This is a genomic window from Arthrobacter sp. K41, from assembly GCF_059089645.1.
Genome location: NZ_JBNHEW010000006.1, coordinates 150,174 through 163,762, shown reverse-complemented (window position 1 = coordinate 163,762; position 13,589 = coordinate 150,174). Strand labels below are relative to the sequence as shown.

The 13,589-nt window shown below is 65.3% G+C and carries 12 protein-coding genes and 2 riboswitches; of the genes, 4 read left to right on the top strand and 8 right to left on the bottom strand.

Annotated features, from left to right (window positions below; all coding sequences use genetic code 11):
• The 6 genes from AC5RTE_RS14980 to AC5RTE_RS14955 all read right to left on the bottom strand — a co-directional run.
• On the bottom strand, window positions 1-715 hold a 715-nt coding region (locus AC5RTE_RS14980; RefSeq protein WP_494042168.1), incomplete at its 3' end, for a serine dehydratase beta chain.
• Between the two features lie 39 nt (window positions 716-754).
• Window positions 755-2,068 (bottom strand): serine hydroxymethyltransferase, encoded by a 1,314-nt coding sequence (gene glyA, locus AC5RTE_RS14975; protein WP_494042167.1) that lies wholly within the window; start codon window positions 2,066-2,068, stop codon window positions 755-757.
• Between the two features lie 11 nt (window positions 2,069-2,079).
• Window positions 2,080-2,463, bottom strand: a complete 384-nt coding sequence (gene gcvH / locus AC5RTE_RS14970) for a glycine cleavage system protein GcvH (protein ID WP_494042166.1) — start codon at window positions 2,461-2,463, stop codon at window positions 2,080-2,082.
• A 105-nt stretch (window positions 2,464-2,568) separates the two neighbouring features.
• Window positions 2,569-3,717 (bottom strand): glycine cleavage system aminomethyltransferase GcvT, encoded by a 1,149-nt coding sequence (gene gcvT / locus AC5RTE_RS14965; protein ID WP_494042165.1) that lies wholly within the window; start codon window positions 3,715-3,717, stop codon window positions 2,569-2,571.
• A 10-nt stretch (window positions 3,718-3,727) separates the two neighbouring features.
• Complete coding sequence (gene gcvP / locus AC5RTE_RS14960; protein ID WP_494042164.1) at window positions 3,728-6,580, bottom strand: aminomethyl-transferring glycine dehydrogenase; 2,853 nt, start codon at window positions 6,578-6,580, stop codon at window positions 3,728-3,730.
• Window positions 6,581-6,632: 52 nt separating this feature from the next.
• Window positions 6,633-6,739, bottom strand: a riboswitch (glycine riboswitch).
• A gap of 1 nt (window position 6,740) precedes the next feature.
• Window positions 6,741-6,838: riboswitch (glycine riboswitch) on the bottom strand.
• Window positions 6,839-7,009: 171 nt separating this feature from the next.
• Window positions 7,010-7,573 carry a DoxX family protein gene (locus AC5RTE_RS14955; RefSeq protein ID WP_494042163.1) on the bottom strand — a complete coding sequence of 188 codons (564 nt, stop codon included), beginning with the start codon at window positions 7,571-7,573 and terminating at the stop codon, window positions 7,010-7,012.
• A 46-nt stretch (window positions 7,574-7,619) separates the two neighbouring features.
• Here AC5RTE_RS14955 and AC5RTE_RS14950 point away from each other — a divergent pair, with 46 nt between their 5' ends.
• From AC5RTE_RS14950 to AC5RTE_RS14940, 3 genes are all read left to right on the top strand, one after another.
• Window positions 7,620-7,775 carry a hypothetical protein gene (locus AC5RTE_RS14950; RefSeq protein ID WP_494042162.1) on the top strand — a complete coding sequence of 52 codons (156 nt, stop codon included), beginning with the start codon at window positions 7,620-7,622 and terminating at the stop codon, window positions 7,773-7,775.
• 46 nt (window positions 7,776-7,821) lie between these two features.
• Entirely contained in the window at window positions 7,822-9,207 is a 1,386-nt protein-coding gene (locus AC5RTE_RS14945) for a dihydrolipoyl dehydrogenase family protein (RefSeq protein ID WP_494042161.1), read from the top strand.
• 109 nt (window positions 9,208-9,316) lie between these two features.
• Complete coding sequence (locus tag AC5RTE_RS14940; RefSeq protein WP_494042160.1) at window positions 9,317-10,423, top strand: spore photoproduct lyase family protein; 1,107 nt, start codon at window positions 9,317-9,319, stop codon at window positions 10,421-10,423.
• A gap of 4 nt (window positions 10,424-10,427) precedes the next feature.
• On the opposite strand, the gene AC5RTE_RS14935 is transcribed toward AC5RTE_RS14940, so the two are convergent.
• Window positions 10,428-11,198, bottom strand: a complete 771-nt coding sequence (locus tag AC5RTE_RS14935; RefSeq protein ID WP_494042159.1) for a GOLPH3/VPS74 family protein — start codon at window positions 11,196-11,198, stop codon at window positions 10,428-10,430.
• 89 nt (window positions 11,199-11,287) lie between these two features.
• Entirely contained in the window at window positions 11,288-12,931 is a 1,644-nt protein-coding gene (locus AC5RTE_RS14930) for a serine hydrolase (protein ID WP_494042158.1), read from the bottom strand.
• Window positions 12,932-13,140: 209 nt separating this feature from the next.
• Here AC5RTE_RS14930 and AC5RTE_RS14925 point away from each other — a divergent pair, with 209 nt between their 5' ends.
• Window positions 13,141-13,464 (top strand): hypothetical protein, encoded by a 324-nt coding sequence (locus AC5RTE_RS14925; protein WP_494042157.1) that lies wholly within the window; start codon window positions 13,141-13,143, stop codon window positions 13,462-13,464.
• Window positions 13,465-13,589: the final 125 nt, after the last annotated feature.

Genomic DNA, 13,589 nt, shown 5'->3' with positions numbered 1-13,589 from the left:
ACCCCCCGGGCAGCACCCCCTCACGCTTCAAGGACGTCGCCACGCAGCCCTCCATCACCGAGTAAATATGCAGCAGACCCGCCCGGATCTCCTCCTCCGAACGGCTGTCCTCCTCGTTCACCCGCATCACATCACTGATACCCAGGCCGGTCTCCCGGCAATGCTCCAACAGCTCCGCAGCGGTCCGGAACGGCAACGGCAGCTCCTTCTTGGACTCCTCCAGCTCCTGCCGCGCCGCGTCCTCCTCACCCTCCCGGACAATGAACCCGCCGCCCACCGAAAAGAACGTCGCCGTATGCAGGACGTTGCCGCCGGCGTCGGACACGGTGAACGTCATCCCGTTGGTGTGCCGCGGCAGCACCGTCAACGGCCGCAGCACCATGTCCTTCACTCCATACGGCAGGGCCACCGCACCAGCCAACTGCAGCATCCCCGTCTCTGCAATGGCCGCCAGCCGCTCCTCCACCTCATCGGGCAGAATCAGCTCCGGATGGAACCCCTCCAACCCCAGCAGGATCGCCGTCATCGTCCCATGCCCATGGCCCGTCGCCGCGAGCGACCCATACAGGTCAACCCGCAACGACGCCACCTCCGCCAGCTTGCCGAGGCCCTTGAGCTCCTCCGCGAACACGGCGGCGGCCCGCATCGGCCCCACGGTATGCGAGCTGGAGGGGCCAATACCGATGGAGAAGAGATCAAAAACGCCAACAGCCATGTGCTTGGTTCCTAACTAAAAGACGCAGGTCGGTGTGGGTTAGGCGAGGTTGGTGATGCCTGGGTACAGCGGGTGGGCGGCGGCAAGGGCCTCCACACGTGCGCGCAACCCCGAAAGGTCCGTGCCGGCGTCGGCCGTCAAAGCCTCGGCGATGATGTCCGCAACCTCGCGGAAGGCAGCTTCGCCGAAGCCCCGGGTGGCAAGGGCGGGGGTGCCGATGCGGAGGCCGGAGGTGACCATGGGCGGGCGCGGGTCGAACGGGACGGCGTTGCGGTTGACGGTGATATCGATGGCCGCAAGGCGGTCCTCGGCCTGCTGGCCGTCAAGCTCGCAGTTGCGCAGGTCCACCAGGACCAGGTGCACATCAGTGCCGCCGGAAACCACGCTGATGCCCTTGGCGGTGACGTCCGGCTGGACCAGGCGCTCGGCCAGGATCCGGGCGCCGGTCAGGACGCGTTCCTGCCGTTCCTTGAACTCGTCGGACGCGGCGATCTTGAACGCTACGGCCTTGCCGGCGATGACGTGTTCCAGCGGACCGCCCTGCTGGCCCGGGAACACAGCCGAGTTGATCTTCTTGGCGATGTCGGCGTCGTTGCTCAGGATGATGCCGCCGCGTGGGCCTGCGAGGGTTTTGTGCGTGGTGGACGTGGTGACGTGCGCGTGCGGCACCGGTGAGGGGTGCAGTCCCGCGGCCACAAGCCCGGCGAAGTGGGCCATGTCCACCATCAGGTAGGCGCCTACGGAGTCGGCGATGCGGCGGAATTCGGCGAAGTCCAGCTGCCGGGCGTAGGCGGACCAGCCTGCCACGATCAGCGCGGGCCTGTGCTCCTGGGCCAGGCGCTCCACCTCGGCCATGTCAACGGTGTGGGTGTCCTCGCGGACGCCGTAGGGCACCACGTTGTAGAGCTTGCCGGAGAAGTTGATCTTCATGCCGTGCGTGAGGTGTCCGCCGTGGGCAAGGTTCAGGCCCATGATGGTGTCGCCCGGCTTGATCAGCGCGTGCATCACCGAGGCGTTGGCCTGCGCACCGGAGTGCGGCTGCACATTGGCGAACTCCGCGCCGAACAATGCCTTGATCCTGTCGATGGCGAGCTGTTCAATAACGTCCACGTGCTCGCAGCCGCCGTAGTAGCGCTTGCCTGGGTAGCCTTCGGCGTACTTATTGGTCAGCACCGAACCCTGCGCCTGCATGACGGCGACGGCGGTGTGGTTCTCCGACGCGATCATCTCCAGGCCGTCACACTGGCGGGTCAGTTCGTCGTCGATCTTCGCTGCGATCTCAGGATCCAGGGCGGACAAGTCCGCGTCCAGGGACGGGGAGACCACCTGCTCGAAAGCTGCCGTGGCCGTCATGCCCGCGCCGCTCACAGCTCGCCGCCGTTTGCTGCAGCGTACTCTTCAGCGGACAGCAGCGGACCCTCTTCGGTCACGGCTACCTTGAAGAGCCAGCCGGCGCCGTACGGATCGTTGTTGATCAGGGCGGGGTCGGAAACCACTTCGTCGTTGGTCTCCACCACCTCGCCGGTGACAGGCGCATAAAGGTCCGAGACGGACTTGGTGGATTCAACCTCGCCGCAGGTCTCCCCCGCGGTCACCGTGGAGCCCACCTCGGGCAGGTCCACGTAGACGATGTCGCCCAGCGCTTCGGCTGCGACGGCCGAAATACCAATGTTGGCAGGGCCGGATCCGTCAGCAGCAACCCACTCGTGCTCGGCGGAGTACTTCAGTTCAGCAACAACTTTTGCCATGTGTGTTTCCTTAGGTAGGTGTGTCAAGTGAGAGAGCGTCAGGCCAAAAGGCGCATCAAGTGAGTGGGCGTTGGGACAGAACGCGCATCAAGTGAGAGAGCGTCGCTACTGCTGGCGCTTGTAGAACGGGAGCGGCACTACCTCGAACGGCTCCGGCTTGCCGCGGAGGTCAATCTCCAGGGCGGTGCCGGGGTTGGAGTGTTCGACGTCGACGTAGGCCAGGGCGATGGGGTACCCCAGGGTGGGGCTTGGCTGGCCGGAGGTCACCTCGCCCACGACGTTGCCGTCCTTGAGGACCGGGTAGTGGCTGCGGCCGGCGCGGCGGCCCAAACCCTTGAGCCCCACGAGCTTGCGGCCGGACGTGGAACCGGCGCCCAGTGCCTTGAGTTCGGCCAGAACGGCCTTGCCGATGAAGTCTGATTCCTTGGCCAGCGAAACAACGGGGCCAAGGCCGGCGGCGTAGGGGTTGCCCTCGCGGGAGAGTTCGTTGCCGTACAGCGGCATGCCGGCTTCCAGGCGGAGCGAATCACGGCAGGCCAGGCCAGCGGGGATCAGGCCGTGCCCGGCGCCGACCTCCAGCAGGGCGTTCCACAGTCCGGGCGCGTCCTCGTTGGGGATATAGATTTCGAAGCCGTCCTCGCCGGTGTAGCCGGTGCGGGCCAGCAGCAGCTCCTGGACAGTACCGTTGACCGCGATGCCCACCTCAACGGCCGCGTAGTACTTCAGTTCAGTCACCAGCGGGTGCTGCTCAGCCGGAACCAGTGCCAGCAAAATGGCCGCCGCGTTCGGTCCCTGCACAGCGACCAGCGAGGTCTCCGCGCTGACGTCCTCGACGGTGACATCAAAGTTGGCAGCCCGCTCGGCCAGGGCAGCGGCCACTGCTTTGGCGTTGCCCGCGTTGGGAACCACGAGGTACTTCGCTGTTCCGTCCGCAGCCGCGGGAAGGCGGTACGTGATGAGGTCATCGATGATGCCGCCGTTTTCCTGGCAGATCAGCGTGTACTTGGCCTTGCCCACAGCCACGGCGGACAACTTGCCAACCAGGGCGTAGTCCAGGAAGGCTCCTGCGTCGGGGCCGGTGACCCAGACCTCGCCCATGTGGGAGAGATCGAACAGCCCGGCGGCATTGCGCACGGCGTGGTGTTCAGCCAGTTCGGAGCTGTACTTCAGGGGCATCTGCCAGCCGCCGAAATCGGTGAAGGAGGCCCCTGAAATCTTGTGCTGCTCGTACAGCGCGGTGTAATTCTCGGTCATCACAAATTCCTTAGTTCTCAAACTCTGAAAGTGGCGGGCAGGAGCAGACCAGGTTGCGGTCCCCTGCTGCGCCGTCGATGCGGCCCACCGGCGGGAAGTACTTGTCCTGCCGGAGCGAGGCCAGGGGGAATGCAGCCTGCTCACGCGGGTAGGTCCGGTTCCATTCGGAGGAGACGACGGCGGCTGCCGTGTGGGGTGCGTTGCGCAGCGGGGACTTCTCCACAGTGAAGTCACCGGCAGCCACCTGGTCGATTTCCCTGCGGATGGTGATCATGGCTTCAATGAACCGGTCGATCTCCGCGAGGTCCTCGGACTCGGTGGGCTCCACCATGAGGGTGCCTGCCACGGGGAAGGACAGCGTGGGGGCGTGGAAGCCGAAGTCGATGAGCCGTTTGGCCACGTCCTCGGCGGTGACGCCGGTCTTGGCCGTGAGCTCGCGCAGGTCCAGGATGCACTCGTGGGCCACCAGCCCGCTGGTACCCGTGTAGAGGACGGGGAAGTGCTCGTCCAGCCGGGCCGCCACGTAGTTGGCGGCGAGCAGCGCGGACTTGGTTGCCTCGGTGAGCCCCTGACCGCCCATCAGCTTCACGTAGGCCCAGGAGATCGGGAGCACGCCGGCGGAGCCGAAGCGCGAAGCGGAGATTGCGACGCCGTGTCCCTCCTCGTGCGCTGCCTTGTTCGCGTCACCCGGCATGAACGGCGCCAGGTGCGCCTTGGCAGCGACCGGGCCGACGCCGGGGCCGCCGCCGCCGTGCGGAATGCAGAAGGTCTTGTGCAGGTTCAGGTGGGAGACGTCGCCCCCGAACTTGCCCGGCTGTGCGAGGCCAACCAAAGCGTTCAGGTTTGCACCGTCAACGTACACCTGGCCGCCGGCGGCGTGGACGGCGTCGCAGACCTCGCGAACATCGGAATCGTATACGCCGTGGGTGGACGGGTAGGTGATCATGATGGCCGAGAGGACGTCCCTGTGGGCCTCAATCATGGCTTCCAGGTCGGCGTGGTCAATGGTGCCGTCGGCTGCGGTGGCCACCACAACCACCTTCATGCCGGCGAGGACGGCGGAAGCGGCGTTGGTGCCGTGGGCCGACGCCGGGATCAGGCAGACGTTGCGCTGGGCCTCGCCACGGGAGTGGTGGTAGCCGCGGATGGCCAGCAAGCCCGCGAGCTCACCCTGGGAGCCGGCGTTCGGCTGGATGGACACCTGGTCGTACCCGGTGATCTCCGCAAGATCCGCTTCAAGCCCGGAAATCAGCTCACGCCAGCCCTCGGTCTGGGAATCCGGAGCGAACGGGTGGATGGAGGCGAACTCCGGCCAGGAGATAGCTTCCATCTCGGCCGTGGCGTTCAGCTTCATGGTGCAGGAGCCCAGCGGGATCATGGTGCGGTCCAGCGCCAGGTCCCGGTCCGAAAGACGGCGGATGTAACGCAGCAGCTGTGTTTCAGAGCGGTGGGTGTTGAACACCGGGTGCTGCAGGTAGGTGGAGGTGCGCAGCACCGGTTCGGGCAGTTCGAACCCGGACGCCTCCACGACCGGACCGGCGCCAAAGGCGACAACAACCGCGGAGAGGACCTCCGGCGTCGTGGTTTCATCGACTGACACGCCAACTGTGTCCGCATCGATGAGGCGCAGGTTGATGCCGCGGGCTTCGGCGGCGGTGATCACCTTGGCGGCTTTGCCGGGCACGCGGACGGTGACGGTGTCGAAGAAGCTCTCGGACACCAGTTCGCGGCCGGCAATCTTCAGCGTGGTGGCCAGGGCGCGGGCGTTGTTGTGGACGGTTTCGGCGATGGCCTTCAGTCCGTCGGGGCCGTGGTAGACGGCGTAGAACGATGAAACGATAGCCAGAAGCGCCTGCGCGGTGCAGATGTTGGAGGTGGCCTTCTCGCGGCGGATGTGTTGCTCGCGGGTCTGGAGGGCCAGGCGGTAGGCGGGGACACCGGCGTCGTCCTTGGAAACGCCCACGATGCGGCCCGGAAGGGTGCGCTCCATGCCCTGGCGGACGGCCATGTAGGCGGCGTGCGGGCCGCCGAAGAACAGCGGGACGCCCAGGCGCTGGGTGGAGCCGACGGCGATGTCCGCGCCCTGCTCGCCCGGCGGGGTGATGAGGGTGAGGGCCAGGAGGTCGGCGGCGACGGTGACCAGCGCGCCGCGGTCTTTCGCCTCGGCGATGACGGCGGACTGGTCCCAGACGCGGCCGGAGACGCCGGGCTGCTGGAGGACCAGGCCGTTGATGTCGCCGTCGGGCAGGCCGTCCGCGAGATCGGCGATTTCCACTTCGAACCCGAGGGCCTCCGCGCGGCCCAGCACAATGGCGATGGTCTGCGGGAGGAGGTCGGCGTCCAGGACAGTCTTGCCGTCCTTGGCCGTCTTGGACTTGTTGGCCCTACGCATCAGGAGGACTGCTTCGGCCACGGCGGTGGCTTCGTCGAGGAGGGAGGCGTTGGCCACCGGGAGTGCGGTGAGGTCCTGGACCATGGTCTGGAAGTTCAGCAGCGCCTCGAGCCGGCCCTGGGAGATCTCGGGCTGGTACGGCGTGTAGGCGGTGTACCAGGCGGGTGCTTCGAGGATGTTGCGGCGGATCACCGGCGGGGTCACGGTGTCGTAGTAGCCCTGGCCGATCATCTGCACGGCCATCTTGTTCTTGCCCGCAAGCTTGCGGAGCTCGGCGAGGACCTGGACTTCGCTCAGGGCGCTTTCGAGGGTGAGCGGCGTGTCCTGGCGGATGGAATCGGGGACCGCACTGTCAACGAGGCCATCAACGCTGTCGTAGCCAACGGCCTTGAGCATGGTGTCGATGTCGGACTGGCGGCGCGCGCCGATATGGCGGTCTGCGAAGGTGGTAGGGGACGAATGAACCGTCATGAGAGGAACTCCATAATTCAGGTGGCGCCTAAGCTCCACGTTGATTCGGGTTCCTCCCCGCTCTGTATCGGACCTGAGAGTTTTGCGTTGCCCTGCGTTTTGCAGAGCGCCACTTGCACCGTCGGTGAGCCCGGTTGCCCGGACTGCTTTCCAGAGTTGCCTTGCCGCGGCGGTACGTGGGCCTGAGAGATTCCTGGGGAGGATTTGCTCCTACGGCGCCTGCAGAACGTACCGGCAGGACTCTCCCGCCGCAGATCATCAGCACATGCCACTGTTCGGTGACACGGCTCACACGTTACCGTGTTAGGGAGCGGGATGCAAAATTACCGTCCGATGGTTCGGGAATTCTGCCCCTTACCCGGCCGCCCATCGCAAGTGGACGACGGCGGGATGTGCCCGCCGTCGACAGTCGCGGCGCGCCGGCTTCCCTCAGCCTTCTTCCGGCGGGGTGGCTACAGCCGGCACCTGCGCGTCGGCTGCCAGGGCTTTGCGCCGGCGGTAAATCTGGATGCCCATGGCTGCGGGGATCACAGCCAGAGCGGTGGCGCGCATCCAGGGCCGGTCCAGCACGTGACCGGTTAGGGCGTCCAGGGAAAAGGGGCCGGAACCACCGATAGTGAACGCCACTGCCGCCAAACCCAGCACCGCCGGGTACTCCAGGCCGCCCTCAGTGGCAAAAAAGCCGTTCGGCGCGTGAACGCTTGCAGCCACACCCATCGTGGTTGCAGCGGCGGCGCCGGCGGCAGGGGTAGCCAGGCCCAGGGCCAAGGCAACACCTGCTCCAGCTTCACCTACACCGGCGAGGATTGCGCTGGGTTTTGCGGGACGGAAACCCATGGCGTGCATGCCCTTGCTGGTACCTTCGAGCCCTCCCCCGCCGAACCACCCAAAGAGTTTTTGGGATCCGTGAGCAATAAGAACACCTCCAAGCGCAACCCGGAAAAGGCTTTGCGCCGCGGCTGCTGCCTCAGGACTGGTTGTTACGTGGCTCATCAGACTCCTCCTTGGGTTGGCTGTGCCGGTGCTGTACCTTGCCATTTTGACGCAGAAAGCCACCACTGCACCCCTCCAATTTTCTGCGAAGAAGTTCCTGCTCCTTGGAGTGCGTTCTTCTGCCGAGCACGTGACCCGCCCAGAAGGCCAGGACAAGCAGATCGACGACGGCGAGCGCCAGGCCGATCTGCGTTCCCCCTGACGAAGTGCGTGCCGCATGGGGCAGGATGGGTGCCAAGGGAGGCGTTATGGATTTTGATGTCCTGGTAGTCGGAGCCGGACCGGCGGGCATGGCTGCCGCAACACGGGCAGCGGAGCTCGGTGCGCGTACCGCCGTTGTTGAGCGTGCCCGGCTGGGCGGCACTTGCGTGAACTCAGGTTGCGTGCCCACGCGGGTGCTGGCGAAGACTGCGCGGTTGTACAGGGAAGTGCGCACCGCCCGGGACTACGGAATTGTGGTCCACGAGCCTGCGGTGGACTGGCCGCAGCTGGTCCGGCGGGTGCGATCAACCGTGGACCGCGTACTTGACGCCAAAGCGTACAACGAGGCCATGCGGCAACTGGACATCACGTTCCTTCAAGGGGATGCAGCGTTCAGCGGGCCGCAGGAAATGTTGATCGGCGGGCGCCCGGTTACCGCTGCTTCGGTCATCCTGTGTGTGGGCGGAAGTGCCCGGAGGCTGCCCATCCCGGGCGCGGAGCACGCCGTGCTGCCTCACGAAGTCTTGGACCTTCCTGAACTTCCCAGCTCCGTCGCAATTATCGGCGGCGGCCACACCGGTGCGCAGCTGGCCACGATCTTCGATGCCCTTGGATCGCACGTTACCCTTTTGGACCTCGCACCGCGCATCCTCACCACCGAGGACGATGACGTCTCCATGGCGGTCACGGAAGGCTTCCGTTTCCGCGGTGTGCACGTGGATGTCGGCATCCGTGGCGTGGATGGCATTGAGAAATACGACGGCGGAGGCCTGGAAATCCGCTGGCAAGGCGGGGACGGCGCGCAGTCTGCTCAGGTGGGTGCAGTGATCATGGCTGCCGGCTGGCCGGCGAATATTGACGGTCTCGGCCTGGAGGCGGCAGGCGTCGCCGCTGGGAGGGGAGCTATCCCGGTGGACAACTACCTTCGCTCCAACGTCCCGCACATTTTTGTTGCCGGAGACGCAAACGGGACGTCCATGCTGGTGCAGGCCGCTGTCTTCGAGGGTGAGACTGCCGCAGAGAATGCCGTCCTGGGAGCGCACCGGACCACGCCGCACCACCTGCTGCCGGAGGGCGGGTTCACCGACCCGGACTACGCCGGAGTGGGCCTCACCGAGGCGAAGGCCCGGGAACGCGACGCGGAGTGCGCCGTCGTCGTCGTTCCCTATGCGTCGGTGGAACGTCCCATCATCGATGACCGGGAGCAGGGATTTCTGAAACTGGTCACGGACCGGCACCGGGAGCTGATACTCGGCGCACACGCGGTTGGCGAGAACGCAGTGGAGGTCATCCAGGCAGTTGCGTCCGCAATGGCCGCCGGCACAGACGTGGCCACCCTTGCACGCGTGAAGTTTGCCTACCCGACGTACAGCTCAATAATCGGTCGCGCGGCACGGCAGGTGGTGCGGGGAGCAACGAAAGAGTCCTGGTGAGCGGACTAAATTCGTCGTAGTTTTCCACGGACTCTTACCTCGCCTTTAGGGTATTCCGGGGAAAATACGTGGAACAACCGCACCATCATCATTGTTGTTAAAGGCAATGATGACTCTTCAGGAATCGGACCTGACCACACTTTCTCCCACCCGTTTATGGGTTCCCAAACACGTGCTGATCACGAGGGCCGCAGCAGACCTGCCCCACACAGCTGACATCCTTCGGCGCTGCGAGCGTGCCGGTGTTGACGATGTCCGGTTCCTGCCAGGGAACGCCTTGACAGGGCTGCGCGGTGCCAGTGAGCGCGAAACGTACGCGTCCGCGAAGAACACGCTTGCGGTGGTCGTGGCCCCGCCCAGCGTCCTCAAACCGCAGCCAATCCCGCCGAGCGCTGACTGGCGCATCGACCTCGCCAAGGGTTGCCCCGCCCACTGCCAGTACTGTTACCTGGCCGGATCCCTGCAGGGTCCTCCCGTGACCCGCGTGTACGCGAACATTGACGATGTGCTGGGCGGAATACGCACCCACGCCGGCAGAGGCTCTGTCACCCGCGGGACCTTGGACCGTGGCCACGAGGGTACGACGTTCGAGTTGTCCTGCTACACCGACCCCCTGGGCATCGAGAGCGTGACGGGGTCGCTCGCTGCCGCAATTTCCCGCGTCGGGGCGGGGGAATTCGGCGACGACGTGCAGTTGCGGTTTACGACGAAGTTCGACGACGTCGGTGAGTTGGTAACCCTCGATCATGGGCGCAGGACTCGGATCCGGTTTTCGGTTAACGCCGCAGACGTAGCGGGCCGGTTTGAAGGAGGCACTGCACGGATGCCCGCCCGGCTTGCCGCTCTCCGCGCTGTGGCAGCGGCGGGTTACCGGGTAGGCCTGACAATTGCCCCTGTTATGCCCGTACCTGGCTGGCGGGAGCAGTATGGCACGCTGCTGGACAGCGTCGCCGATGCTGTCGCCGGCATCAATGACCTCGATCTGACCGCCGAGATCATCACGCACCGCTTCACTCCGGCGAGCAAGGAAGTGCTGCTGGGCTGGTATCCGGGAACCAAGCTTGAGATGGACGAGGAATCGCGGAGCCAGAAGCGATCCAAGTTTGGCGGCGTCAAGTACGTGTACCCGAAGCAGACCATGACGGAGATGCGCGGGTGGTTCACAGAGGAGCTGGAGCGGCGGCTGCCGGCCGCCCGGCTCCTCTACTGGACATGACCCGTCACAACGTTGCTGCTTCTTCCTCGGCAAGCCTGATCAGGCGAAGTTCGTCCTCCACGGCGCGGGACGGCCAATAGTCCTTCGCCAGCTCGCTTGCCCGGATCCTGTCTGCCTCGGGGAAGAGCTTGCCGAGCAACCCGGACGCCTGAAGCAGGGCGATCAGCACGATGGTCCGGGCGTCGGGCCCCTTGGCAACGGGCTTGGCATTCGGCACTTTGGACCCTCCCTCTACCGACCCGGCGGACCCGGCCACGGCTGCCTCGGCACTCAGGGCCCCGGCCTCCGCTGCTGTGTCCGGCACCTCGAGGCTGGACGGCGGGCCGCTGAGCGCAGCCCGGATCTTCTCCAGGAGCGCCGCCTCCGGGGCATGGTCCTTCTCCGGGTACCGCGCGGCTCGGAACCTGCCCAGGTGCTTTTCACCGGCATGTTCCACGATGCCCAGTGATACCAGCCCCTCGTAGACACGCAGCACTTCGGAGCGGCTCTCCAGCACGCCCACCCACCACTTGGGAGTGTGGGGCCGGGACTTGCCGCGGATCAGTTCCAGCTCGTGCTCGAACTCGGTTGCCGGGGTGGCGCCGGTGGCCCTAACCCGCTTTCCCTGGAGCTCGATCGCGCCGAGCAGGTCCAGTTCAGCCAATATTGCCCCTGCCACCGTGGTCCTAAGCGCGAACAGCGGCACTTCAGGTCTGCCGTTTGAGTCGTTTGTGGCCAGAAGCAGGAACGCCTGGGGAAGGCTAAGTTCCACTGTTTTAGGAGTTTCAGCATCCATAGGATCATGGTGGCGCAGTTGGGCAGCCACCACAATGAGGACTTGAGCGGACGACGGCGGGACGTCCCGCCGTCGTCGGAATCCCTGGCCTACGCGGCCCGGGTGAAAGTCCCCAGTCCAGTCCTGTCGTAGAAGTCCAGGGTGACGCTTCGGGCGGGGCCGCCGTTTGCCACTGCGAAGATTGCACCGGCCAGGCCGTTGCCGTTCTCGCCGATGGATTCGAAGCTGAACGTGTCGCCGTCGAAGTGGGTGAGCGGGAAGGTTGTGGGGCTGCCGGCCGGTCCCATCCGCATGGCCAGCTTCCCGCCGTCGTCAAGGACCACCAGCGGGCCGTAGTAGGAATTGGTGTAAGTGCCTGTGTAGGCATTGTTCGCTTTGGCGGGAGCGGGGTTGGCCGGAACTTTGGCGTAGTCCACTTCAGGTTTGTCGGCTTCGTCCTGTTGCTTGAAGATACTTGCGGTGAAGGCCAGCCAGTCCACCGTAGGCGATCCGTGCTGGGCGGTATCGAGGAAACCGGCGGCGATTGCTTCAGGAATGCCCTGCGGGCGGCCGTTGGTCAGGGCCACGATGGCCAGTTGCTCGCCGGGCAGCATGGAGACGGCGGTGGCCGCGCCCAGATTGAAAGCCCCGGAGTGGCCCAGCTGGACGCGGGCCTGGTCGTCGTACGAGACGTTCCAGCCCAGCCCGTAAAAACGGGAGCGGGCGGCCGGAGCAGCCGCGGGGTTGGAGACGGCATGGGGAACACGGGTAGTTTGAAGGGCAGCGGGATCAATAATGGGCCTGCCCTCAAATTGGCCGTTGCCGACCTGCAGCCGGAGCCATTGCGCCAGGTCCCGCACCGACGAACTCGCCCCGCCGGCGGGAGCCTCGGCGTCGGCATCGCGGCGGTATCTCGCTGCCCATACCTTGTTTCCGAGCGGCACGTGAAGGATGGCCTTGTCTGTGGCCTTTTCATAGTCCGAGTGACGGTAACTGGTGGCGGACATGCCCAGCTTCCGAAACAGGATCTCGTCGGCCAGATCCTCCCAGGACATGTGCATCGCATCAGCTGCCGCCTGGCCAGCCTCGGTGAAGCCGAAGTTGCTGTAGTTGTAGCTGGACCGGAACGTATCAAGGGGCTCCTGGTTGAGGTGGCTGAGGATGTAGGCCCTGTCGAACCCGAGGTCCTCCAGCAGGTCACCCGCGCCCGTTCTCAACCCGCTGCGGTGGGACATCAGATCAGCAAAGGTGGCGTTCCGCGTGACGTAGTCATCCTTGAGCGAGAAGCCCTTGTTGTGCTGGATCACGGGGTCGGTCCAGTTGACAATCTTGCGCCCCACCGCCCCTGCCACCACTGTGGACGCCAGGGGCTTGGATACAGAAGCCAACTGGAACACCGTGTCAGGGCTGATCTTTCCGGGCTTTCCGACCTCCCGCACGCCGAAGCCTTTGGAGTACAACACCTCGTCCCGGTACACCACGGCTATTGCCATCCCCGGAAGCCCCGTGCTTTCCATGGCGACGTCGGCCTGTTCGTCGAGCTTGGCCAGCGCGTTGGTGATTGCCTTCAGGTCCAGCAGCGGTTCCACCTGTCCCGGCGGGGCCGGGAGAAGCGCCGGCGACGACGTTGACGCACGCCGTGCAGGTTGGGCGCTGCACGAGGACAAAAGGGGCATTGAGGCAACACTGGCTGCCCCAATTCCGGCCGCTTTGAGCAACGTACGCCGGTTTGGGGAAACGGCACCATTAGTCATATCGAGTCCTTGGTCCTAGGGCGGTAAGCACTTTTCAGTAGGCCCCAGCCTCCCCGACAGGCTTAATAGTGGACCCGGCACTGCGCCCGGGCAATGGATGCAGCGGAAGTTGGGTAGGCCTTAAGCGGCGTGGACAATTCAGGGCACGCGCAGGAATCAGCAGGCATAAGCTGATACCAACAGGTTCCTTCCAGCATCGGGAGGTCATCATGGACACCGAAACCGCCAGTGTAACCGGTCATGATGTCACCACAATCGTCTGCGTCTGCGGCAACACCGTCAGCCAGGACGGATTGATTCAGGCGAACTCGCAGGGCATTCCCGTTCATGCAGGGGGTGAAACCCCTGTCCCCGCAGGGCTGGAGCCCTGGCCGGCGGATGAGGATCTCTACACCCTGTGCCCCAGATGCGGCCGCGTGTACCGAGACGCCGTGATCGAAGAGACAGGGACCGCGCCGGTTGCGTTCCAAGTGGACGTTGCTGCCGGCCCGATGGCAGAAGCCATCCGCGTCCACTGGAACCTCAGCACCTGAACGCTGTCTGCGGTCGTCCTCTCTTGCTAGCGAGAGAGTGGTGGGCGTACGACGGCGGGACGCTCCTGCCGTCGGCATGTTTCCGTTCGAGGTGGGGCAAGTAGCCAGTGGCGGCATGTCAGGTA

Coding starts and splice junctions, on each gene's coding strand:
- glyA (WP_494042167.1), bottom strand. CDS start 2,068: ATGACGGCCACGGCAGCTTTCGAGCAGGTGGTCTCCCCGTCCCTGGAC.
- gcvH (WP_494042166.1), bottom strand. CDS start 2,463: ATGGCAAAAGTTGTTGCTGAACTGAAGTACTCCGCCGAGCACGAGTGG.
- gcvT (WP_494042165.1), bottom strand. CDS start 3,717: ATGACCGAGAATTACACCGCGCTGTACGAGCAGCACAAGATTTCAGGG.
- gcvP (WP_494042164.1), bottom strand. CDS start 6,580: ATGACGGTTCATTCGTCCCCTACCACCTTCGCAGACCGCCATATCGGC.
- AC5RTE_RS14955 (WP_494042163.1), bottom strand. CDS start 7,573: ATGAGCCACGTAACAACCAGTCCTGAGGCAGCAGCCGCGGCGCAAAGC.
- AC5RTE_RS14945 (WP_494042161.1), top strand. CDS start 7,822: ATGGATTTTGATGTCCTGGTAGTCGGAGCCGGACCGGCGGGCATGGCT.
- AC5RTE_RS14940 (WP_494042160.1), top strand. CDS start 9,317: ATGACTCTTCAGGAATCGGACCTGACCACACTTTCTCCCACCCGTTTA.
- AC5RTE_RS14935 (WP_494042159.1), bottom strand. CDS start 11,198: ATGGATGCTGAAACTCCTAAAACAGTGGAACTTAGCCTTCCCCAGGCG.
- AC5RTE_RS14930 (WP_494042158.1), bottom strand. CDS start 12,931: ATGACTAATGGTGCCGTTTCCCCAAACCGGCGTACGTTGCTCAAAGCG.
- AC5RTE_RS14925 (WP_494042157.1), top strand. CDS start 13,141: ATGGACACCGAAACCGCCAGTGTAACCGGTCATGATGTCACCACAATC.